Below are 22,404 nucleotides of genomic sequence, written 5' to 3' on the forward strand. Positions count from 1 at the left end.
AACACTCGGTAAATAGCATAAAAAGCCACAGCATCTTGAATACTGTGGCTTTTTTTATAAATAATGTTCTCTTGATTCAATACCAATAGCACACTTATTTATCCATAATTTATCTATATGTATCCTCTACCTGTTTTTTTATTCCTATTTGGCTATGTTTTAAGCTGTATCTTTATACCAATAAGACTAAAAGCACTCAATTATGGTGCTTTACATATTTAATAAATTATTTAACTAAAATGTAGATTTTATATTTTCATATGCGCGTTATAATGACGAAGGAAGTGGCCTAATAGGCGATTCATCCTATTTGGCGGACTTATTTATCGATTCTCATCATAAATTCGCCTATTTTATTGCTAGGAGTTTTAATGAGTATCGCAATTCTTATTTTTTTGGTTATCCTGAATGGCTGGTTTGCTATGTCAGAAATAGCCTTAGTAACATCACGTAAAAATCGCCTTCAGGTACTCGCAGATGAGGGTGATATAGGCGCGATGACTGCAATAAAACTCGCCAATAAACCAACCACTTTTTTATCTACTATTCAAATCGGCATTACCATTATTGGTATATTAAACGGTGTAATAGGTGAAGCTGCTTTAGCGGGACCTATCTCTTCATGGTTAACCTCTTTTGGCGTACAAGCGCACACAGCATCTGTTTCTGCAACTATTATTGCTGTTGTCGTTCTCACCTACTTCTCTATTGTTATTGGTGAGTTAATCCCTAAACGTTATGCTCAAGTTAATGCTGAACCCTTGGCATTACGAGTCGCTCGCCCCATTGCTTTTTTATCTTTATTGTCACGGCCTTTTATTATCTTATTAGCGGGTTCAACAGAGTTATTCTTGCGAGTATTTAGTAAAAACACCAATAACAGCACCCATTTAACCGAAGATGATATCAAAGCCATTATTACAGAAGGCTCTCAAGCCGGTATTATTCATCAACAAGAACATACAATGGTACGTAATGTTTTCCATTTCGATGATCGTAAAATTTCATCCATGATGACACCCCGTAATGCAATTAGTTATCTTGATCTTGACCATAGTGTTGAAAGCTATCAACAAAAACTATTAGCGAGTCCATTTTCATGTTTACCCGTTTGTAATCACACCATCGATGATATTAAAGGTACGATAACAGCCAAACAATTATTAAAATTTGAACTTGATAATAATAGTGAAGCACCAAAAAATATTATTGATTACATTACTCAACCGCTCTTTATCCCTGAAACATGGACAGGTACCGACCTGTTAGATATGTTTCAAGATTCAGGTACAAGAATAGCCTTTGTTGTTGATGAATATGGTGATATTCAAGGTATTGTCACACCACGAGATGTGCTCGAAGCACTAACAGGCAAGTTTAATACTCAAGATCCTAGTAATGTATGGTCCAAAAAAATAACAGACAATAATTGGCACCTTGACGGACTGGTGCCAATCACGGTTGTAAAAGATTTATTAGATTTAAAAAAATTACCGGATGAAGATCAAAATGGCTATCAAACATTGAATGGAATGCTAATGTGGATCAAAGGTGGATTACCAAAGAATGGTGATATTATTGATTGGCAGCGGTGGCGTTTTGAAATTCTAGTCATTGAGCATAACCGCATTGAAAAAGTAAATGTCTATCCACGATCATCAACTAAACAAAAGAAATAACAGCCATTAATGAGTATCTGCTCTCAACGGCAGATACTCAGTACAATAATCTTATTTTACTCGAGACCACGCGTCACGCCAATGCTGCGTTTTACCAGGAGCATAACCTGCTAACTCACACCATGGCGTTGCTGGCCAATTGCGACAGCGGTAAACATTACCATTAGGCATCCGCACTCTATCGCCAGCACTGTATTTAAAGCCTTCACGATAACGCGTAACTTTAAAACTATTAGGCTTAGTATAATCATTATTATTGTAGTCGTTATCGTCATAATTATTATCATTGCCATTAAGACGAATTAACTTCCATGGACCTGACTCATTATTACGTTGAGGACGATCACCTTGTGTCCACCATTTAGCGACCCATAATCGCCCAACATAACGTACGCTATCACCTTTGTTATACACAGATGCTTTATTCCATGTCTGCGATCCTGGTCACTCACTCGGTAATATTGTTGGACGATCATTTGCGTGTGCCGCTAATGACACAGCATTTAGTGATAATGCACTTAATACACACACAACAAGCAATGCGCTTTTTTTCATAATAATCATAATCCTTACTTACAATAGAAAAAGATGGTGAAATAATCATCGTTTGTATTTTATAAATTATAATCGATACAGATGAATAACTAGCTCACAATATTGTAAGTAAGCGTATCTAAAAGATTAGTAGCCTCCTGTTTTACGGTATTCCGCTTCTGCAAATTTTTTCCCTTCAGCAGCAGCTGCTTGACAGGCTTGTGGATCGACATCCCCTCGATTAATCACATAATGAGTTAATTGTTGTGCTTTTTGAGCGCGGTTAAAAAACTCGTGATAACCAATATTTCGGCATAACTCCCACGACGACACGCCAGCTGCATTTTCAACTGTATAGCTGTTTGATGGAGTACCAGCGCAACCGGTTATAACTACTGCTACCGCGGCAGCTATTATTATCTTTTTCATATTTATCCTTATTGATTCATACATCAACGATAATATTATCTCTATGATGCTAAAAGTAATTTTTTATATGTTGTTATCTTAGACTACTGGTTAGCACTATAACAACTGAATCTAGCTTCATCTCTCAATCATCAATAAAATCTGATAGTAATAACATTCTTTCGTTCTAATTTTCATATTGAATTCCACAATAACATCAGAATAAAAATTTCACTTTTACGCTAGTAATTAAGACTAAATTAGCATAAGTTGCGAAGCCATATTAATACTGTGATCAGGATACTTTTCCATGAACAATTTTCAGAGCTATTCTCAGCTCCTTCCTTGCTTTGATTGTCGTAAAAATACTGCTGAAGCAGATTTAGGTTGGTTAACACCAGCAATGTACGATAGTGTTCAACAGCAAATTACAGCAATTATCACGGGGGATACCACTTTTGGTGATGATCTTATAGCGATCATTACATGTACCCAAGAAGAAGCACGTGATTACTTATTATTAAATGCATTTGGTTACACTGAAGATGAAGTAGCATCAAAAGGTATTGATACTGATGATCTTAAAGATATTGAGCAAGAAATCGCAGCAAGCACAACAGCATTAGGCCAAGTAACTTTTGAGCACGAAATCGCATTGCAAGCTTGTAGTGCTTGTGAGTAATCATCTGCTATAACGTTAAACAATAAAGCTGTTAGCCTTGCTAGCAGCTTTTTTAAAATATTCATATATCACAGCAAAGAATGACATTGGTTATCATCCGTCATCTCGGAAATGAAGTATGAATTATCCGTGATCTATTTACTGCGTATTTGAGCATTAAAGACATCATTAAAAAATCAGCTGAAATATCAAGCCAAACAATAACACTACGACATGCTAATAGTAGATTCCCTATCTCGTTCGTAACCTCACTGTAGGGAATGACGCGTGGTTAGTTTGAATACTCTATGTAAAAATATAGTTCTTAAATGTGGCGGAGCTGCTTGGGGCATTAGAGGATTTGAACCCGCTTTTATTTTACTTATTACATCATTACTTTTATGTAAACGAAAAAAAGCCGCTAATTTTCATTAACGGTTTTCTTAAATGTGACGGAGCTGCTCGGGGTATTAGAGGATTTGAACCCGCTTCTATTTTACTTATTACATCATTACTTTTATGCAAACGAAAAAAAGCCGCTAATAAATAGCGGCTTTCTTAAATGTGGCGGAGCTGCTTGGGGCATTAGAGGATTTGAACCCGCTTTTATTTTACTTATTACATCATTACTTTTATGCAAACGAAAAAAAGCCGCTAATAAATAGCGGCGTTTTAATGTGTGGCGGAGAGATAGGGATTTGAACCCTAGATACGCTATAAACGTATGCTGGTTTTCAAGACCAGTGCTTTCAACCGCTCAGCCATCTCTCCATGGCCGCTATAGTAATGATAAGCTTATCAGTTGTAAAGTCTTTATGATGCAACAGCTTAAATAATAAACAAATATATGCTATTTTTCTACAAATCCACAATCAGTTAAAAAATGCATGAAACCATAGTCTTTTAACCATGCTAATTGCTGCTCAGAACTCACTAAAAAACGACCACTAAAATTAACTCCGTGACCGGCCAGGGTTTCTACGTAATTTTTAACCCGTGGAATAATCAGCATCCAACGTTCAGTAAGTAAAATATTATAAGGTAAACATTCACTTAAGCCATTTATTAACTTAGTGGTATTTAACTGTAGAGACGCCATTGCAACTAAATAATCAGCATAGAGTTGTTTTGGATTTAGATCTGTATAGGTAAACACCGTATGTTTAAACGGCAACTGTCCATTTACTATCTGGGATTCTAAAGGAATAGATGTTCTAACAAGCTGCATATGTCGATGCATTTGACTAGAGCCCGCATCATGACCTGCATTAAAGAAGCCCAAGACATCACTACGCGTAATACCTTTAGCCCATGCAGCAAAATCAGCTAACGTTAATATAGCTGTTTGTGGAATGTAATCTTTGGCACAAATAAGCAAATGAGGAACAATAATTGGAAAACGATTTAATAAGCAAACATAATCTGTATCCATGTCCGTTATATAATCACAATGAGTATACGGCGCCACAAAGGGATCTTGTGCTGAGACAACAAGAGAATGTTTTACTTTCATATTATCAGTGAGCAAATTAACAATATAATTAACGCCCTCTTGTTGATAAATAATATCGTCGCTAGTTAGTGGTAATAAATCACCGTTATCAAGCGCAACTTTCGTTTTTTCCTCACAAGCATCCCACAGCATTATTCTGTTCCTATTTTTTAATTACTCATCGTTCTCTTGAAAGCAATCATCACAGTTTTGTAATTCTATTTCATGACTAAAGATAACAACACCTTCTGCTGTCATGTGTTCTGTAATTTGATCTTCAATCTCAGTAACAACCGTTGGCGTTATATTACCGTGATTAATTTCTGACTCAGAATTATCGTAATAATTTAACAGCAAATAATCTTTTGCTTCATCAACAGTACAAACAACTTGTACGGTAAAATAAGGTTTATAATCATTACCTTGTTGTTTTAACATTACTTCAATTTGATCAATAATATCTGTTTTCATGCTTGGTGTTAACCAACCAAGATCGGTTTTAACTTTACGTGTATAGCAGTTAAAACAAGGCAATTCATAAGTATAAAACTGGAAGTTAGTCATATTAGTTTTCCTTAATATCTAATCTAGACATAAAATTATGCTTATTTAATTGTTTTTACTAGCATTAAAAATGCAATGTTGAGTTGTAATTACACGTATAAACAGCATATTTAATCTTCGACGGTGATAAGTAATAATTCAAAACGTTCATTACCACGTAAGTTTTCAAAATCATCTTCATCAGCTGCGAGTTCACGTAATGATATACTGTCTTTAATTGCACGTTCTAAATCTGAAATTGCTTGATCTTCCACCCCTAAACAAGCATAAGCACACGCACGTTGATATAATGCATGTGCGTTAGTATCATCAACTTCCAATACTCGATTACAGATACTTAACGCCCAATGAAATTCTCGCATTTCCATAGTGGCGTCAGCTTTATAAGTTAACGCTTCTAAATCACCAGGCCGTACTTTTAAAATTTCGTCATAAATTTCTATTTTTTGCTCTGGTGTTTGTGAACTTTGAGCACGTAACCATAAATTATGTACTTCGTTAATTTTTTCTATTTCTCGATTATTTTCACCAATAATCCGAGTCTTACGCTTTAAGTCCCGTTCTAATGCTTTAAATTTCTGTTCATAATTATCCGCAATAGCTTTTAATTGTAATTCTGCCATACGCTTAGTGTTTTCTTTTATTTCACGCATTGATTGCCAACCAATTAAGGCAATTAATGACGCAACAGCCGCTATAATATAGAAGAAATACGTTACCGTAACATTGGCGTAATTCATTGATTTATCAGCGACGGATAATTCTCTATCAGTAATATCACGGGTAAGTCGACGTTCGAGATCTTGTTGATCCATTCGTAATGATTTCAATTCATCAAGCACATAACGCTCAATCATTGGTTTTTCATAAATACTCTGTTCGGAGTAAGGTTTTGCATTATCGCCATTCGTGGCATGAACAACAGAAACGGGGAACATAAAACAAAATATTACAATTCCTAACAGCACTTTAAACATAAGCTACAACCTTTTGCTAATAATTTGATATGAACCCAAAACCACTAATAAATATAACAGCTTTATTTTTTCCTTGTCAGTTTAGATTTAAAATCCATAAAACACGAAAAAACATCATATTTTTAAAAAATTTATAAAAAAAAGCCCTCTGAACGTTTATCTTTCTAGTAGAAAACGATTTTAAAGGGCTTATTGCTAACATATAACGCGTTAGTAAATAATTATTTTATATACTCTCCATTGCGTAATGCATCAATACGCTTATCTAATGCGGGGTGAGTCATAAATAGCTCTGATAATGATTTCTTACCATTAATACCAAAGGCCATCATTGAACCTTCTAACTGTGGTTCTTGGCTTATTTTTAAACGCTCCAGTGCCGCGATCATTTTTTCACGACCAACCAACTTTGCAGAACCCGCATCAGCATAAAATTCACGATGACGGCTATACCACATCGTTAAAATACTGGCTAAGAAACCAAACAGTACTTCCATAATTGAAGAAACAATAAAGTAGGTCATGTAACTGCCGCCGCCTTCCCCTTCTTCACTGTTATTATTCACACCACTGATTGCACCAGCAACAAGACGAGAAACAAAGATAACGAAGGTATTTACCACACCTTGCATTAACGTCATCGTTACCATATCACCATTAGCAACATGGCTTATTTCATGTGCTAATACCGCTTCAGCTTCATCTCGGGTCATGCTATGTAGTAAGCCCGTTGATACCGCAACTAATGAATCATCTCGCTTAGCCCCTGTCGCAAAGGCATTAATATCAGGTGCATCATAAATAGCAACCGTTGGCATACCAATACCGGCTTGCTCCGCTTGACGAGCAATAGTATTAATTAACCAATGTTCAGTTTCATTACGTGGATGTTCAATAACGACACCACCTACTGAGCGTAATGCCATCGATTTTGACATCATTAAAGACACTAATGATCCACCAAAACCAAACAAAGCCGCCATGACGAGTAATCCAGAAAGGCTACCAGGTTGCATTCCTGTTACTGCGTAAACGATGTTAAGTACAATACTAAACACTAACATTACGGCAAGATTCGTTGCTAAAAACAACGCGATACGTTTCATATTTATTCTTTTCCCCAATTTAAAGAATATTACCATCCTATTTTATACCTTATAGAACACTATTTAGTGTCGTATTAATACAATCAAATGGTTATTACTCATTATATTCGAATAATATGACTATAAATTAAAGATCTAAATTGTTACCAATTCTTATCAGGCTCTGGTTTTCCACTTACCATCACATAAACAGCCGTAAAAAAACGCCATCAAAAAAATAACAGATAAGTTACCTTTAACATTGAAAGAATATCTAATTATTAAAATACATGATTATTAGACTTTGGTCGTATTGCTTTCATTGTATAACTCGATTATTGTTTACGTACTGTTATGAAACAACACACACAAAATAAATGAAACAAGGAGGGTTCATGGCTAATAATGAAAGTTATCAAGTTGCTATAGATATTTTGCGTTGCCATCTTGGAATGTCCATCGATGAAGCACGTAAAGAACTAGGCCTTGATCAAGCTAGTCATCCGGCACAAGTAACAGAAACACAAGAAATGCTAATTGGACTTAACTCATCTAATTAGTTTATCTCTATCAATTAAAACAAAAGGCATGCAAAGTGCCTTTTGTTGTTTTTATTAATCCCTCGTTTTTAGCATAATGCTGCTAAATCAATATACGTCGCTAAATTTGATCCTTGGTTATGAGGAAGATAAGGGATTTCAGCGATTTTCTTCCCAGGTAATTGCAGTCCTAACCACGTTATCATCGCGGTATAATTATCCGTTTTTGGCTCAATACAATTAGCAATCCATCCAACAACAGTTAAGCCATCCGCTTGAATAGCTTCTGCTGTTAATAATGCATGGTTTAAGCAACCCAATTTTATTCCTACCACTAAAATGACAGGCAACTGCTCTTGCTTTACCCATGAAGAAAGATAATCGGTATCATTAATAGGAACACGCCAACCACCAGCACCTTCAATAAGCACACAATCGGATTTTGTTTTAAGATTAGCGAGCCCCTGAGACAATACGCTAAATTCAATGACTTTATTTTCTTCAATTACCGCTATATGAGGTGAAACAGGTTGATAAAAAGAATACGGATTAACGTCATCATAAGTCACGCTAACCGATGATGCATGTTGAAGTGATAAAGCATCACTATTTCGTAATCCTTCAGGTGTTCTATCACAACCAGAAGCAATGGGTTTATACCCTACCATCGCTATACTTGCCTGCTCTGCAGCATTCAAAATGGCACAACTACAAACAGTTTTACCCACATCGGTATCTGTTCCTGTCACAAAATAGGCTTTATGCATTTTTTAATACTCCAAAACACACCTGATAGGTCGCAGGCAATAATCCATTATCTAATCGAAAATAATCGTAAGCATGTTCTAATTCAATGAATGTTTGTCGTCCAATTAATCCAGATTGTCGCTGTTGCTGTAAATGTGTTGCACCAATGCCTTTTAAATCTTTCATTAATTTCATTGCTGTTGAGTAATAAACAGTAATAGGCTTACATTCTAAGGAATCAATCGTTAAGCCTGATTGTGCTATCTCTGCTTTAATACGTTGCAGTGACTTAAACCCATTAACATGCGGCTTATCATCAATCTGTGACCATGCGTGTTTAAGCTCATTTAATGAACCTTCAACTAATGTGGTAAATAAAATAGCACCATCAGATCTCACTACCCGTTGTAACTCTCGTAACGGGATACTTAAATCATCACACCATTGCAAAGCTAAATTACTAAACGCAATATCATAACTATCATTCGCCATCACAATATTTTCAGCATCTGTGTGTAAATACTGGCAATGACTTCCACACCGTTGCTGCGCCTGTAATAACATTTGAGTAGAGAGATCAGCGGCGGTTACTTCAAATCCTTGTTGTTGTAACTCATCACTGAAATACCCGGTTCCACACCCTATATCAATCACTGAAGCTTTAGAATGCGTCACTTGCTGTATCGGTATTAACGCTAATAATTGATGTCCTACTTGGCGTTGAAATGCCGCTGATTTATCGTAATTCGCAGCAGCACGTCCAAAAGCATTCGTAATTGCTTGTTTGTTTGTGTTAGCACTTAAGAATGCCAGTTTGCTTAGTTTATCTAGCATCAGTCACCTCATTAAGCGCAATAGCTAACTGACGAATATCACTTTTATTATGATTGGCTGTCAGTGTTATTCGTAAACGCGCACTATTTGGTGCAACGGTTGGTGGTCGAATAGCCCCCACTTTAATACCCCGTTGTTGTAATTGAGCAGCGATCGTCATTGTTTGGCTACTATCACCAATAATAATCGGTTTAATTGGGGTGATCGTCGGTATAAGACCAATACTCTTATCAAGATAATGATCTAAAGACGCAGACAATGCCTGCAACTTTTCTCGACGCCAAGTTTGAGTTTGAATCAATGAACAAGCACGACTTAATGCAACCGCTTGAGCAGGAGGCATCGCAGTAGAATAGATATAATGACGAGCAAATTGTACTAAATATTCAGCCGTATCTTGACTACACAATACCGCCGCACCTTGTATTCCAAAGGCTTTACCGAAAGTAATAATTAATATATCCGCTTTTATTCCTGCCAAATGACAACTTCCCTGTCCAGCCTCACCTAACACACCACAACCATGAGCATCATCGACCATTAGCCAACTTTTATGCTGAGTTGTGATCTCTCGTAATGATGCTAGTGGCGCACAATCGCCATCCATACTAAAAACACCTTCTGTTACCACTAATGATGCGGTATCAACTTCGGGTGTTATGGATAAAAACTGTTGTTGCAACGCAGCCATATCATTATGCGCAAAACGCTTCATCTTTGCTGGTGATAACATTCCCGCTTCAATTAAAGAGGCATGATTTAACTTATCTTGGAATAATTGATCTTGCGCTTGTAATAACGTAAATAACACGGCTTGGTTAGCACTAAAGCCACTGTTAAATAACAACGCCCGTTGATAACCCAGCCATTCTGTTAATTGCAGTTCTAAATCAGCATGTGGTGGCTGAAAACCTGTTACTAATGGCGATGCACTACTTCCTGCACCATATTTCGCTAATCCTTGCTGCCACGCCGTAATAATTTCAGAATCTTGTGCTAAACCAAGATAATCATTACTGGCAAAATTCAACCTAAGAGAGCTTATATCAACACACTGTAGCTGCCGATAAAGTCCTTGTTGACGACGTAATGTAAGTGCCTGCTGATGGCGCTGATTAAAGAGAGGCATCATAGAAAATGTCATCTTTTGTTGGACGTGCAGCAACGCGCTCTGCGATTTGACCAAATAACGCTTGGGCTTGAACATCATCAGGCTTTGTTGCTTGATGTTGGCTATTAATGCCTAACTTAGCAAATAATTGGATATCTTTATCTTCACCAGGATTAGGCGTGGTTAATAGCTTACAGCCATAAAATACTGAATTAGCTCCCGCCATAAAGCACAACGCTTGCATTTGCTCATTCATATCTTCACGACCAGCAGATAGTCTTACTGCTGATTGTGGCATGATGATTCGAGCAACAGCAATAATACGAATAAAATCAAATGGATCGACATCCTCTGCATTTTCAAGAGGTGTTCCTTTGACTTTTACTAACATATTAATGGGTACACTTTCAGGATGAACAGGCAAATTGGCTAATTCCACCAGCAACCCGGCACGATCTCGTGCACTTTCTCCCATGCCGATAATACCACCAGAACAAATTTTCATCCCAGCATCACGTACATGCGCCAAGGTATCTAACCTGTCTTGATAAGTACGTGTAGTAATAATATTGCCGTAATACTCAGGAGAAGTATCAAGATTATGATTATAATAATCTAACCCTGCCGCCGCTAACGTATTTGCCTGAGCAGTAGTGATCATGCCCAATGTCATACATGTTTCTAAACCTAACTTTTTAACGCCTTGCACCATATCAAGTAAATATGGCATATCTCGATCTTTAGGATTTTTCCATGCCGCGCCCATACAAAATCGAGTAGCACCAGATTGTTTGGCTTTTATTGCTGCCTCAAGCACTCGATCAACTTCTAATAAGCGTTCTTTTTCTATATCCGTACGATAATGCGCACTTTGGGGGCAATATTTACAATCTTCAGGACAAGCACCTGTTTTAATAGATAGTAAGGTGCTGACTTGCACTTGATTAGGTTGATGATATCGACGATGAACTTGCTGAGCCTCAAAGACTAAATCCATAAACGGCTGATTAAATAAAGCTTGAACTTCCTCAACCGTCCAATTATTACGAACGTCCATAATGCACCCCTTATTTTATATTTTTATTATCCAAAATTACTGTATTGCTGTAAGTGCCGTAACAAGGTAGTAGCATTATTACACTTACAGCTCTGGTATAAAAAACAACCAAATAGGCATTTGTCCGCCTTTTAATTGTTGGCTAGTCTACTAATAGTACGTAGACTGTCAACCTTGAATTATAAAATAGGTTTACTACTGTGCAAAAAAAGAACATTGTTGATATTGCGTTTGACCAACGTCATATTTGGCATCCATACACATCAACCATTACGCCACTACCTTGTTACCCTGTCACCAGCGCAAACGGTGTATATTTAACACTTGAAGATGGCACTCAATTAATTGATGGCATGTCTTCATGGTGGTCGGCTATTCATGGTTATAGCCATCCTAAACTGACTGCGGCTGCAAAAGCACAACTCGATAAAATGTCACATGTCATGTTCGGTGGCATCACCCATCAACCCGCTGTTGAACTGTGTAAAAAATTAGTCGCGATAACACCTGAGGGATTAGATACCGTCTTCCTTGCTGATTCTGGTTCGGTAGCTGTTGAAGTCGCACTTAAAATGGCATTGCAATATTGGCACGCTAAAGGTGAATCTCGAGCTAAGTTTTTAACGCTTAGACATGGTTATCATGGCGATACTTTTGCCGCTATGTCAGTAACCGATCCTGATAACTCGATGCACAGTCTTTATAAAGGCTTTGTTCCTGAACATATTTTTGCAGATTCTCCCCAATGTGGATTCTGGGATGAATGGAATGAAGATGATATTAGTGATTTTGCCAATAAATTAGCTCAACATCACCAACAGATTGCCGCTGTTATTTTAGAGCCTATTGTTCAAGGTGCGGGAGGAATGCGCTTATATCATCCAACCTATTTACGGCGAATACGCAAATTATGCGATGATTATGGCGTATTATTAATTGCAGATGAAATTGCCGTCGGTTTTGGGCGTACGGGTAAACTGTTTGCCTGTGAGCATGCCAATATTAGCCCTGATATTATGTGTGTTGGCAAAGCATTAACTGGCGGATATATGACATTATCAGCGACCATCACCCATAAAAAAATTGCAGATACAATATGCAGTGGCGATGCAGGATGTTTTATGCATGGTCCAACATTTATGGGTAATCCCCTTGCCTGCGCTGTAGCTAATGCGAACCTCGAAATATTAGAGCAAAATTTATGGCAACAACAAGTTTCAGACATCGAGAAGCAACTTGCTTGTGAATTACCCGCCATCGCAGCACTTAAAAAAGTAAAGCAAGTACGCTGGTTAGGCGCTATTGGGGTGGTTGAATTACATCAGCCAGTTAACATGGCTCAAATACAACAGGCTTTTGTTAATGCTGGTGTATGGATCCGCCCTTTTGGTCGGCTGATTTATATTATGCCACCTTATATTATTACGCCGACACAACTCTCATGCTTAACCCAAGCGATATATAAGATATTAAACGCATAATACTACATCACTAAACAGTCTTTTATTTTATCGTAGTATCAAAAAGCAGACATTGTCCTATTTTAGTCTGCTTATACTCATAAAAGGTGCCCGACAAAAACATAATAATAATCATATCGAGCAAATATTTACTTATTATCATACGTATGTTTAGGGCTATTATTATGCAATTACCTCTTTTCCCTGTTGATATATACTTACTGCCTAATGGTATTTGTAAATTACAGATTTACGAACAACGCTATATGCGCTTAGTAAAACTTGCCACGGCTAACCATCATGGTTTTGGACTCTGTATGAAAATTGATGATAACCTTTGTCATTTTGGTACACGGGTTATTATTACTGATTTTGATCCCCTGCCAAACGGATTTATGAGTATTACTGTTCGAGGTATTGAAATGTTTTTGATCAATAATCATTCGCAAGACAATGACCATCTGTACATCGGTGACACCTCGCCTGTTCCTAATTGGCATAGCAAAGATATTAATTTTATCGATCAAGGTATTTCAGATAATTTAAAACAACTGTTCCAACAACATCCTGAGCATGCTCATTATTATCCTGAACCTAAATTTGATGATATTACGTGGGTATGTCAGCGTTGGCTTGAAATTTTACCGTTAGAAGTTAATCAGAAACAATGGTTCATGAGCCGCAATGATTACACCGCAGCATTATCATTCTTACATACAGTAATCAATAATAATTCAAAATCAGAATAGCGTTTAATCATCAATACCACACATAAACTAATGTTTACTTATGAGTAAATATTTATCGTTTTTAATAGAAAATAACATTTAAGCCTCAAATGCCATTAATATAATAATAGTTAATTCAATTAATATATTTAAAAATCACTAAATAATGTTTTTTATATTTCAATTAACCACCTTAACTGCATTATTAGTCGAATACGCTTTAATTTTAACGCTTAAATAATTACTGTACTGATAACCATTATCTTTTACCAGCAGTGCTTGTTTTATTATTCGAAATAAACACTTAATATATTAGCTTATGTATGCAAATACATTGTTTCCAATAATGATATAATCAAGCTATTTATTCACACACATATAATCCGTAACAACTTGATTTTTTGTAAGTATTAAAAAAAACACCGTTTATACAGTATATATTCACATCACATTTAATTAATAAGTATGATAAATGCAAAAAAAAAATAGATAGAAAGTTTCGTTTTCCTGCCTACAATAATCTCCCCACTGAGGTAATCAGTATAAAAAATACTATTCACATAGTAATAATAAATAAAAATAAAATTCGTCTGTTTGAACATGGAATAAGACGACTCAGCCAGGGAAATAAATATGCTCAATCTAACAATATCCGTTATTCCAATTTTATTATTAATTTGGATGATGACAAAAAAAAAGGCGCTACCTTCACACATTGCATTACCTTTAACAGCATTACTTGTTGGTGTATTACAATTAATTTATTTTGGTACTAGCGGTCGTTTATTAACGGCTAACATTATTTCGGGATCTTTATCAGCACTTACACCCATCTCTATTATTGCTGGTGCGATTTTATTAAATCGCACCCTCTCAATTTCAGGCTGTGAAGATGTCATTAAACAATGGCTAGAAGGTATTAGTAAAAATCAAATTGGTCAGTTAATGATCATTGGTTGGGCATTTGCTTTTATGATTGAAGGTGCGTCAGGCTTTGGTACGCCAGCTGCAATTGCTGCCCCCATTCTTGTTGGGCTCGGCTTTAATCCATTACGAGTGGCAATGTTAGCATTAGTCATGAACTCCGTCCCCGTCTCTTTTGGTGCGGTGGGAACACCAACATGGTTTGGTTTCGGTAACCTTGGTCTTTCTGATGCCGAATTGCTACATGTCGGTAGCTTATCGGCCATCATGCATACTGTCGCAGCGATTGTTATTCCCGTTATTGCTTTGAAATTCATTGTTAGCTGGCAACAAATTCGCCGTAACATTATTTTTATTCAACTCAGTATTTGGTCATGTACGCTGCCTTACGTATGGTTAGCACAATGGAACTATGAGTTCCCAGCGCTTATTGGTGGTGCTATTGGTCTAACATTATCAATCCTGTTTGCACGCTATAACATTGGATTAGAGAAAAAAGAAATAACAACGACAGAAAATACGGTCGTTCATTTACCGTTCTGGCATGTATTTAAAGCCATGGCACCTACGCTATTATTGATTGTTATTTTAATCGTAACGCGCATTAAGCAACTAGGGCTAAAAGGTATGTTAAATGACGCAACCCCGATGTGGAATTTCCACTTAGGCTTTGCTGACTTACATATTAGCCAAGCATTTATTATTCATATTAATCAAATTTTAGGGACCGATACAGCATGGGCATACAAGACACTGTATGTACCAGCATTAATTCCATTTTTCTTGGTTGTTTTCATATCAATCCCTTTTTTGAAAATGAACAGACACCAAGTAACCGCCGTATTTAGCGACACCGCATCACGAATCAAAACACCCTTTATCGCCCTTGTTGGTGCATTAATTATGGTTAAGTTTATGATGATTGGTGGTGATAACTCGCCCATCATGACAACAGGTAATGCTTTTGCGGCGCTATTAGGTAAAAATTGGCAGTACTGTGCGGCTTATCTAGGCGCGCTGGGTGCATTTTTCTCAGGTTCAGCAACCGTTTCTAATCTCACTTTTGGTGCGATTCAACAAAGTATTGCCCACACGGTTGGGTTACCAGAAACTATCATTCTTGCCTTGCAATCTGTCGGTGGTGCGATGGGTAATATGGTATGTATTAATAATATTATTGCAGTATCAGCCATTCTTGGTATTGCCAATAAAGAAGGTTACATCATTAAGCGAACAGTTATTCCTATGATTTTATATGGCGTAATTGTCGCTATAGTAAGTACCTTTCTTTAATCATTAAAGAAAATTGATTGGCGTTCTGTGCAGCAGGCGCCAACCAATAGTTTAACGTTAATATTTCAGGCGCCTTTACGCCATTGGAGCAATAAAATGAAGGTAAACTTTTTTGTCACTTGTCTTGGCGATACCGTAAAAGCAGAAGTTGCTAAAAAGACGGTACAACTGCTTGAGCAATTAGAGTGTGAAGTGATTTTTCCTGAACGCCAAGGGTGTTGTGGTCAACCTGCATTAAATAGTGGTTATATCGAAAAAAGCAAGCCTGCAATGAAAAGCATGATCGAAGCTTTTGAAATTAATGATTACCCTATTGTGACACCTGCAGGTTCATGTGCTGCTTCTGTGAAGAAATACCCACATTATTTAGAAGATGAACCTGAATGGGCAGCCCGCGCACAAAAAGTCGCAGACCGCTTATTTGAGCTAACCCAATTTATCGTTCGTCAACTAGGTGTAACAAACGTAGGTGCACGTCTTAAAGGTAAAGGGGTTTACCATCCGTCTTGTAGTCTTATTCGTAAATTAGGCGTGCGTGAAGAGCCACTTATTTTACTTAATAATGTTGAAGGCCTTGAGCTCTTACCTATTGATAACCAAGAAACATGTTGCGGTTTTGGCGGTACTTTCTCTGTTAAAATGTCTGAAATTTCAGGTGAAATGGTAACAGAAAAAGTACAACACATTAGCGCAGTTAAACCTGACTTCTTAATTGGTGCCGATATTAGTTGTTTATTAAATATTGGTGGTCGTATTAGCCGTGAAGGTCAACCTATTAAAGTAATGCACATTGTTGATGTGCTGATGAGTCGTTAAGAGGTCATTATTATGTCAATGAAAACTAGCAACGTTAAATTTAAAGATCGTATTCATCTAAAAATGAAAGACGAATCTATGCGTGCCGCCGTTGCCAACGCACAAGAACGTATGTTTAAAAGCCGTGCAGTTGCTGCTGAAAAACTTGGTAACTGGGAAGAATGGCGTGAAATGGGCATGGACATTCGTAACCATGTACTTGAAAACCTTGATTACTACTTACAACAGCTGAGTGAAAATGTAGAAAAAAATGGTGGCCATGTTTTCTTTGCCTCAACCGCAGAAGATGCAACCAACTACATCGAAACGATTGTAAAGAAAAAGAACGCTAAAAAAATCGTAAAATCTAAATCAATGGTGACTGAAGAAATCGGCATGAACCAGATGATCCAACGCAATAATTGCGAAATCATCGAAACCGATTTAGGCGAATATATTTTACAAGTCGATGATTGTGATGCTCCATCACACATTGTTGTGCCTGCATTACATAAAAACCGCACTCAAATTCGCGAAGTGTTCAAAGAAAAGCTCGGTTATGATGGATCATCTGATCCTGAAGCCATGACCCGCTTTGTCCGTGAGCATATTCGCCATGACTTCCTTGAAGCCGAAATTGGTATTACAGGTTGTAACTTTGCGATTGCAGAATCAGGTACCATCACTTTAGTTACAAATGAAGGTAACGCGCGTCTAGCCACCAGCCTACCAAAAACACATATTGCCGTCATGGGTATGGAGCGTATCGTTCCGACCTTTGAAGAGTTTGATATTATGGCAAGCCTATTGTGCCGTAGTGCTGTTGGTCTGCCACTAACGGGTTATGTTACTGCGCTAACAGGTCCTCGTGAAGACGATAACTGTGATGGTCCTGAAGAATTCCACCTCGTTATTGTTGATAATGGTCGTTCAAAAATTCTAGGCTCAGAATTCCGTCCTATTCTACGCTGTATTCGCTGTGCGGCTTGTGTTAACACTTGCCCTGCTTACCGTCATATCGGTGGTCAATCTTACGGTTCAATCTACTCAGGTCCAATTGGTGCGGTATTATCACCATTACTGGGTGGCTATGAAGATTTTAAAGACCTACCCAATGCATGTAGCTTATGTCGTGCTTGTCATGATGTGTGTCCAGTAAAAATTCCATTGTCTGATCTATTGCTAAAACACCGCCAAATTATGGGTGAAGAAAAAATCACAGCGCCATCAGAACGTGCTGCAATCACAGGTTTTAACTTTGTTAATTCCCACCCTTTCATCTGGGATAAAACAGTTAAAATCGGTGCAATTATGGCTGGTAAACTGATTAAAGATGGCAAACTACCGTTTAAAGTAGGTTTGCTTAACGCATGGACACAAACTCGTGATTTACCAACACCAACAGGTCAATCATTCCGTAGCTGGTTTAAAAACAGAGATGACAAATAAGGGGCTTCCGCATGTCAGAGCAACGCATTTTTAACCGCGATAGTTTCCTTGATAATATCGCAAAACAACTTGGTCGTGATCGCATTACAACACCGGTAGTACGACCAAACTTAAAATATAACTGCCACAAAGAAGTCTTTGCTGATAAAAGCCAAGATGAATTAAAAGCTATTTTAGTTGACTACACAGAAACAACATTAGCCTCTCAGGCGGTTGTTACAACGAAAGATAAGCTAACAGAAACATTACGTAATGTATGTTTCCACTATTGCACCGATGATGGCGAAGGCCTAAATCCTATCGGCGAAACTATATTTACCGCAGATAATCGTCTGTTAGATATAGTAAATCCGAAAGATTTAGCGGAAAAGCAACATGGCGTCTACATTTGGGATCATAGTGCTGGCTACGAAGCTAATATTGCAGTTGCAGAAAGAGCTAAAGTCGGCGTAGTATTCGCAGAACAAGCATTAGCTGAATCAGGTACAATGGTACTTTACAGCCAAGCAGCACAAGGTCGAGTAGTAAGTTTACTCCCTGAAGCGTCGGTTTTTATTGTACCTAAAAGCAATCTTGTTCCTCGCTTAACTCAAGCGACAGAATTATTACATCAAAAAGCACAGAATGGTGAACGTATTCCATCATGTGTGAATTTCATTTCAGGTCCTAGTTCGACTGCAGATATCGAACTGATCAAAGTTGTTGGTGTGCATGGGCCCGTCTTTGCCACCTACATCATTATTGATGATATGTAATTTTACCTATCACCAATAGTGATAAACAAACTAGCAGGATGCTAGTGGTTAAGCACTTAAACGGGAATATGAAAAAACGCAGTTATCGGACTGCGTTTTTTTTCGCGTATAATTCGCTATAATTTCACTCTTGGAATATTGACATGCCAGCTATTGATGATCTCGTTCTTTTTACTCAAGTTATTGAATATGGTTCATTCAGTAAAGTTGCTGACCTCAATAACATAACCAAATCTGTTGTCAGTAAACGTATCAGTAAACTTGAAACCAGCTTAGGGTTACAACTTATTTATCGTACTACCCGTAAGCTAACACTGACTGAACCGGGTGAAGTGCTTTATCATCGAGCCAAAAGTATCAGTAATATAGCGCAAACGGCCTTTGATTCAGTAACGGGTTATAGTGAAGCACTATCAGGTAAAATTCGCATGTCAGTCCCAACGATTTCAGGTGAATTGGTTCTGGCTAACGCTGTCTCAACCTTTTGTCAAAAACACCCTGGTTTAACCGTTGATATGTCACTTAATAATCATTTTGTCGATTTAGTCGCTGATAACTATGATCTAGTGATCCGCACCGGATCTCTAGAAGATTCAAGTCTTATTGCACGTCATATTTTTAATTCTCGTTGGGTTATCTGTGCTTCACCGGCTTACTTTGAACAACATGGCGTACCAGAAACACCAAAGGCTCTTAATAGTCATAATTGCCTAGGTTATAACCCACAAAGCTCAGGCCCTTTTGACTGGCAATTTATCCGTCAAAATAAAATTTATACTCATAAAGTCAGTGGTAACTTTTCATCAGATAACGCCGCAGCATTAAAAAAAGTCACGCTGGCCGGTAATGGTATTGCTTACTTACCAACCTGTTTAGTTTATAACGAATTACAACAAGGCCAATTAGTTGAAGTCTTAGCCTCGCATGCGGGAAAAGTGGTCGGTATTTATGCGGTTTATCCTTATACCCGCAAACCTGCAAAACGGATTCAAGCGCTTATTGAACATATTCGAGAAAGCTATATGGAAATTAAAGAGCAATTTTAACCATCAATTAATTTCATTAGTAAATGGCCATCATAAAGGGCTTGTTTTACCAAGGCAGCACCAGGCATGGTTGCTTGGGTATAAAAACAACTTTCTTGAAGTTCAAGATCTCGATTATAAATAGGCAATGTTTGGGAAATAATACACTCCATAATCGCGGGGTATAACACAGATTTGGCGCGATTAAATTCTCCACCAATTAAAATACGTTGGGGATTAAACAAGTTCACCATAATTGCTATCGCCTGACCCAGATGGTGTCCCAGATCAATGATAATTTGACAAGCAAGGGAATCACCAGCCACCGCAGCATCACAAATAGCCTCAATGGTCAGGGTTGATGCTGTTAATACCGAAGAATGCCCTTCTTGTAAAAGGGTTAAGGTTTGATCTAAAACAGCAGTTAAACTTGCTACCGTTTCTAAACAACCATGATTACCGCAAAAACAGCGCTTACCATAAGGTTTAATTTGAATATGACCGAGTTCACCAATATTACCTGTACGACCTTGAAGCACCGTATCATCTAAAATAATACCCGCCCCAACACCATGATGCACTGACACCAAAATAGAATTTGATATACCACGTGAATTACCAAATAGCTTTTCAGCTAATGCCCATGAACGAGTGTCATTACCAACAAAAACAGGTAATCCAGTTGCCTGATGAATAATATCGCTTAACGGTAAGTTTTTAATAGTGTAATGCGGCATTTGTAAAACAATCCCGTCAATAGCATTGACCAATCCAGGCAGTGAAATTGCTATTGCTGAAATACGATCAATAGCACTGACATGATTAGCAAAAAATGCATTAATTTCAGCCAATAATTTAGCAACCACATCATCTTGTTGTACTTGCTGAATATTTTGGCGTTCCTCAATAATAATATCACCACTTAATGAGTGCAAAGCGATAGTTAAATAACCACGCCCTAATCGAATCGACAAAAATTGCCAGCCTTCATTAGCAGGAACAAGCCCAATAGCGGGTCGTCCACGGCTAGTAGTTTCTTGATATTGAGTCTCTTTTATCAAATGTGCTTCAATTAATTCACGCGTGATCTTAGTAATACTAGCTGGCGCTAATTGACTACGTTTAGATAATTCAATGCGTGAAATAGGTCCGTACAGGTCAATAAGTTTATATACGCTCCCGGCATTATTTCTTTTTATATGATCAATATGACCTGGCTGAGCGACATACATGTCGATACTCCTAGAGGAAAAACAGTAATAAATATCATTTGTTTTTCAATTTTTTTACTTTGCGAACTAATTGTGAAGTCTCTTGTACTCAGGACGTGACCGCCGTCACGAGGAATCCCTAAAGACTTCCGCTTTCGCTTCTGACATAATAATAAATCGGCATTTCGCTGAGTATAATTTCAATTAGTAAATTTAATCTCTTCCGTGCTTTAGCCTGGTATCACTCACTAGTGACACCTAAATTATACTGGCACAAAGTAGCGATATGAGAATATGAGGTTTTACGTGTACAAAATTAATGAAGTCTTCGAAACCATTCAAGGTGAAGGTGTATTCACTGGTGTTCCTGCTATTTTTATTCGTTTACAAGTTTGCCCGGTTGGTTGTTCATGGTGTGATACCAAACAAACATGGACAGCAGAGCCAGAAAATTTAGTCAGCATTGAACGTATCATAGTAAAAACAGAAGACTCACCACTTTGGACACAACTTGACGCTGATGGCATTGTTAAGCTATTAATTGATCAAGGCTACACGGCTAAACACGTCGTTATTACGGGTGGTGAACCTTGTATTTATGACTTACGACCACTAAGCGCAGCATTAGAAACTGCAGGCTTTAATTGCCAAATTGAAACCAGTGGTACCTCAGAGATTTTAACCAGTGACCAAACCTGGGTTACGGTATCACCCAAAATCAATATGAAAGCAAAATTACCCGTATTAACGTCAGCTTTAGTACGTGCGAATGAAATCAAACATCCCGTTGGTACTCATAAAGATATTGAACAATTAGACGCTTTGTTAGCTACGGCAAAACTACGTAACGACGTTACAATAGCCCTACAACCTATCAGTCAAAAGCCACGTTCAACTGAACTATGTATCGAAACCTGTATTACTCGTAATTGGCGTTTATCAATCCAAACCCATAAATATTTAGCCATCGCTTAGCATCAACCACTTTCGTGGCACCGTATTACGCTAGAGAATAACAAGGCAATGATAAGACTTAATTTACTTATCATTGCCAAAATGATCATTTCTTAACCAAC

Annotated in this window: 21 protein-coding genes, 1 tRNA gene and 1 pseudogene; 11 read left to right on the forward strand and 12 right to left on the reverse strand. The window is 37.6% G+C overall.

What is annotated here, in order from left to right:
- Nucleotides 1-371: 371 nt before the first annotated feature.
- Complete coding sequence (locus tag CIK00_RS00380; protein ID WP_101766954.1) at nucleotides 372-1,679, forward strand: hemolysin family protein; 1,308 nt, start codon at nucleotides 372-374, stop codon at nucleotides 1,677-1,679.
- Between the two features lie 51 nt (nucleotides 1,680-1,730).
- Here CIK00_RS00380 and CIK00_RS00385 read toward each other — a convergent pair.
- Together CIK00_RS00385 and CIK00_RS00390 are read right to left on the reverse strand one after the other, a co-directional pair.
- Nucleotides 1,731-2,099, reverse strand: a pseudogene (locus CIK00_RS00385) (carbohydrate-binding protein); the annotation flags it as partial.
- Between the two features lie 261 nt (nucleotides 2,100-2,360).
- Nucleotides 2,361-2,642: a hypothetical protein gene (locus CIK00_RS00390; RefSeq protein WP_101766956.1), complete on the reverse strand. Its 282-nt coding sequence runs from the start codon at nucleotides 2,640-2,642 to the stop codon at nucleotides 2,361-2,363.
- A gap of 289 nt (nucleotides 2,643-2,931) precedes the next feature.
- Here CIK00_RS00390 and CIK00_RS00395 point away from each other — a divergent pair, with 289 nt between their 5' ends.
- Nucleotides 2,932-3,303, forward strand: coding sequence for a hypothetical protein (locus CIK00_RS00395; RefSeq protein ID WP_101766957.1), 372 nt, complete (start codon nucleotides 2,932-2,934; stop codon nucleotides 3,301-3,303).
- 659 nt (nucleotides 3,304-3,962) lie between these two features.
- Here CIK00_RS00395 and CIK00_RS00405 read toward each other — a convergent pair.
- From CIK00_RS00405 to htpX, 5 genes are all read right to left on the reverse strand, one after another.
- Nucleotides 3,963-4,053, reverse strand: a tRNA-Ser gene (locus CIK00_RS00405).
- 79 nt (nucleotides 4,054-4,132) lie between these two features.
- Entirely contained in the window at nucleotides 4,133-4,927 is a 795-nt protein-coding gene (locus CIK00_RS00410) for an ATP adenylyltransferase family protein (protein WP_101766959.1), read from the reverse strand.
- 21 nt (nucleotides 4,928-4,948) lie between these two features.
- Nucleotides 4,949-5,338 carry a hypothetical protein gene (locus CIK00_RS00415; RefSeq protein ID WP_101766960.1) on the reverse strand — a complete coding sequence of 130 codons (390 nt, stop codon included), beginning with the start codon at nucleotides 5,336-5,338 and terminating at the stop codon, nucleotides 4,949-4,951.
- Between the two features lie 110 nt (nucleotides 5,339-5,448).
- Complete coding sequence (locus CIK00_RS00420; protein ID WP_101767373.1) at nucleotides 5,449-6,276, reverse strand: tetratricopeptide repeat protein; 828 nt, start codon at nucleotides 6,274-6,276, stop codon at nucleotides 5,449-5,451.
- 260 nt (nucleotides 6,277-6,536) lie between these two features.
- Nucleotides 6,537-7,421, reverse strand: coding sequence for a protease HtpX (gene htpX / locus CIK00_RS00425; protein ID WP_101766961.1), 885 nt, complete (start codon nucleotides 7,419-7,421; stop codon nucleotides 6,537-6,539).
- Between the two features lie 374 nt (nucleotides 7,422-7,795).
- On the opposite strand from htpX, the gene CIK00_RS21240 reads away from it, so the two are divergent.
- Nucleotides 7,796-7,960, forward strand: a complete 165-nt coding sequence (locus tag CIK00_RS21240) for a hypothetical protein (RefSeq protein WP_167388486.1) — start codon at nucleotides 7,796-7,798, stop codon at nucleotides 7,958-7,960.
- A 68-nt stretch (nucleotides 7,961-8,028) separates the two neighbouring features.
- Here the strand turns inward: CIK00_RS21240 and bioD are convergent, their stop codons facing one another.
- From bioD to bioB, 4 genes are read right to left on the reverse strand one after another with little or no spacing between them, the layout of a single operon-like run.
- The gene (bioD, locus tag CIK00_RS00430) at nucleotides 8,029-8,706 is read right to left on the reverse strand and encodes a dethiobiotin synthase (protein ID WP_101766962.1); all 678 of its coding nucleotides are present in this window, start codon (nucleotides 8,704-8,706) and stop codon (nucleotides 8,029-8,031) included.
- Nucleotides 8,699-9,520, reverse strand: coding sequence for a malonyl-ACP O-methyltransferase BioC (bioC, locus tag CIK00_RS00435; RefSeq protein ID WP_101766963.1), 822 nt, complete (start codon nucleotides 9,518-9,520; stop codon nucleotides 8,699-8,701). The genes bioD and bioC overlap by 8 nt, the downstream gene beginning before the upstream one ends.
- Nucleotides 9,510-10,649, reverse strand: a complete 1,140-nt coding sequence (gene bioF, locus CIK00_RS00440; RefSeq protein WP_101767374.1) for an 8-amino-7-oxononanoate synthase — start codon at nucleotides 10,647-10,649, stop codon at nucleotides 9,510-9,512. Before bioF ends, bioC begins: the two co-directional genes overlap by 11 nt.
- Nucleotides 10,636-11,688: a biotin synthase BioB gene (gene bioB / locus CIK00_RS00445; protein WP_101766964.1), complete on the reverse strand. Its 1,053-nt coding sequence runs from the start codon at nucleotides 11,686-11,688 to the stop codon at nucleotides 10,636-10,638. Before bioB ends, bioF begins: the two co-directional genes overlap by 14 nt.
- A 200-nt stretch (nucleotides 11,689-11,888) precedes the next feature.
- Between bioB and bioA the strand changes: the two genes are divergently transcribed.
- From bioA to CIK00_RS00480, 7 genes are all read left to right on the forward strand, one after another.
- Nucleotides 11,889-13,169: an adenosylmethionine--8-amino-7-oxononanoate transaminase gene (bioA, locus tag CIK00_RS00450; protein WP_101766965.1), complete on the forward strand. Its 1,281-nt coding sequence runs from the start codon at nucleotides 11,889-11,891 to the stop codon at nucleotides 13,167-13,169.
- 164 nt (nucleotides 13,170-13,333) lie between these two features.
- Complete coding sequence (locus CIK00_RS00455) at nucleotides 13,334-13,897, forward strand: LON peptidase substrate-binding domain-containing protein (protein ID WP_101766966.1); 564 nt, start codon at nucleotides 13,334-13,336, stop codon at nucleotides 13,895-13,897.
- A 612-nt stretch (nucleotides 13,898-14,509) separates the two neighbouring features.
- The gene (locus tag CIK00_RS00460) at nucleotides 14,510-16,093 is read left to right on the forward strand and encodes an L-lactate permease (RefSeq protein ID WP_101766967.1); all 1,584 of its coding nucleotides are present in this window, start codon (nucleotides 14,510-14,512) and stop codon (nucleotides 16,091-16,093) included.
- 96 nt (nucleotides 16,094-16,189) lie between these two features.
- Nucleotides 16,190-16,909 (forward strand): (Fe-S)-binding protein, encoded by a 720-nt coding sequence (locus CIK00_RS00465; protein WP_101766968.1) that lies wholly within the window; start codon nucleotides 16,190-16,192, stop codon nucleotides 16,907-16,909.
- 12 nt (nucleotides 16,910-16,921) lie between these two features.
- Nucleotides 16,922-18,337 carry a LutB/LldF family L-lactate oxidation iron-sulfur protein gene (locus CIK00_RS00470; protein ID WP_101766969.1) on the forward strand — a complete coding sequence of 472 codons (1,416 nt, stop codon included), beginning with the start codon at nucleotides 16,922-16,924 and terminating at the stop codon, nucleotides 18,335-18,337.
- Nucleotides 18,338-18,348: 11 nt separating this feature from the next.
- Nucleotides 18,349-19,092 carry a LutC/YkgG family protein gene (locus CIK00_RS00475; protein ID WP_101766970.1) on the forward strand — a complete coding sequence of 248 codons (744 nt, stop codon included), beginning with the start codon at nucleotides 18,349-18,351 and terminating at the stop codon, nucleotides 19,090-19,092.
- 143 nt (nucleotides 19,093-19,235) lie between these two features.
- Nucleotides 19,236-20,138, forward strand: coding sequence for a LysR family transcriptional regulator (locus CIK00_RS00480; protein ID WP_101766971.1), 903 nt, complete (start codon nucleotides 19,236-19,238; stop codon nucleotides 20,136-20,138).
- Here CIK00_RS00480 and mlc read toward each other — a convergent pair.
- Nucleotides 20,135-21,349: a sugar metabolism global transcriptional regulator Mlc gene (gene mlc / locus CIK00_RS00485; protein WP_101766972.1), complete on the reverse strand. Its 1,215-nt coding sequence runs from the start codon at nucleotides 21,347-21,349 to the stop codon at nucleotides 20,135-20,137. The genes CIK00_RS00480 and mlc overlap by 4 nt on opposite strands.
- A 273-nt stretch (nucleotides 21,350-21,622) precedes the next feature.
- On the opposite strand from mlc, the gene queE reads away from it, so the two are divergent.
- Nucleotides 21,623-22,303 carry a 7-carboxy-7-deazaguanine synthase QueE gene (gene queE / locus CIK00_RS00490; protein WP_167388487.1) on the forward strand — a complete coding sequence of 227 codons (681 nt, stop codon included), beginning with the start codon at nucleotides 21,623-21,625 and terminating at the stop codon, nucleotides 22,301-22,303.
- Nucleotides 22,304-22,404: the final 101 nt, after the last annotated feature.

It is taken from the genome of Photobacterium carnosum (assembly GCF_002849605.1).
In the GTDB taxonomy this organism is placed as follows: domain Bacteria; phylum Pseudomonadota; class Gammaproteobacteria; order Enterobacterales; family Vibrionaceae; genus Photobacterium; species Photobacterium carnosum.

Bases quoted from the DNA above. Each gene is read 5' to 3' on its own strand.
- bioC (WP_101766963.1), bottom strand. From the start codon at position 9,520: ATGCTAGATAAACTAAGCAAACTGGCATTCTTAAGTGCTAACACAAAC.
- CIK00_RS00480 (WP_101766971.1), top strand. From the start codon at position 19,236: ATGCCAGCTATTGATGATCTCGTTCTTTTTACTCAAGTTATTGAATAT.
- htpX (WP_101766961.1), bottom strand. From the start codon at position 7,421: ATGAAACGTATCGCGTTGTTTTTAGCAACGAATCTTGCCGTAATGTTA.
- CIK00_RS00455 (WP_101766966.1), top strand. From the start codon at position 13,334: ATGCAATTACCTCTTTTCCCTGTTGATATATACTTACTGCCTAATGGT.
- CIK00_RS00390 (WP_101766956.1), bottom strand. From the start codon at position 2,642: ATGAAAAAGATAATAATAGCTGCCGCGGTAGCAGTAGTTATAACCGGT.
- CIK00_RS00465 (WP_101766968.1), top strand. From the start codon at position 16,190: ATGAAGGTAAACTTTTTTGTCACTTGTCTTGGCGATACCGTAAAAGCA.
- bioB (WP_101766964.1), bottom strand. From the start codon at position 11,688: ATGGACGTTCGTAATAATTGGACGGTTGAGGAAGTTCAAGCTTTATTT.
- bioF (WP_101767374.1), bottom strand. From the start codon at position 10,649: ATGCCTCTCTTTAATCAGCGCCATCAGCAGGCACTTACATTACGTCGT.
- CIK00_RS00395 (WP_101766957.1), top strand. From the start codon at position 2,932: ATGAACAATTTTCAGAGCTATTCTCAGCTCCTTCCTTGCTTTGATTGT.
- mlc (WP_101766972.1), bottom strand. From the start codon at position 21,349: ATGTATGTCGCTCAGCCAGGTCATATTGATCATATAAAAAGAAATAAT.
- CIK00_RS00415 (WP_101766960.1), bottom strand. From the start codon at position 5,338: ATGACTAACTTCCAGTTTTATACTTATGAATTGCCTTGTTTTAACTGC.
- CIK00_RS00475 (WP_101766970.1), top strand. From the start codon at position 18,349: ATGTCAGAGCAACGCATTTTTAACCGCGATAGTTTCCTTGATAATATC.
- CIK00_RS00470 (WP_101766969.1), top strand. From the start codon at position 16,922: ATGTCAATGAAAACTAGCAACGTTAAATTTAAAGATCGTATTCATCTA.
- bioD (WP_101766962.1), bottom strand. From the start codon at position 8,706: ATGCATAAAGCCTATTTTGTGACAGGAACAGATACCGATGTGGGTAAA.
- CIK00_RS00460 (WP_101766967.1), top strand. From the start codon at position 14,510: ATGCTCAATCTAACAATATCCGTTATTCCAATTTTATTATTAATTTGG.
- CIK00_RS21240 (WP_167388486.1), top strand. From the start codon at position 7,796: ATGGCTAATAATGAAAGTTATCAAGTTGCTATAGATATTTTGCGTTGC.
- CIK00_RS00380 (WP_101766954.1), top strand. From the start codon at position 372: ATGAGTATCGCAATTCTTATTTTTTTGGTTATCCTGAATGGCTGGTTT.
- CIK00_RS00420 (WP_101767373.1), bottom strand. From the start codon at position 6,276: ATGTTCCCCGTTTCTGTTGTTCATGCCACGAATGGCGATAATGCAAAA.
- CIK00_RS00410 (WP_101766959.1), bottom strand. From the start codon at position 4,927: ATGCTGTGGGATGCTTGTGAGGAAAAAACGAAAGTTGCGCTTGATAAC.
- queE (WP_167388487.1), top strand. From the start codon at position 21,623: ATGAGGTTTTACGTGTACAAAATTAATGAAGTCTTCGAAACCATTCAA.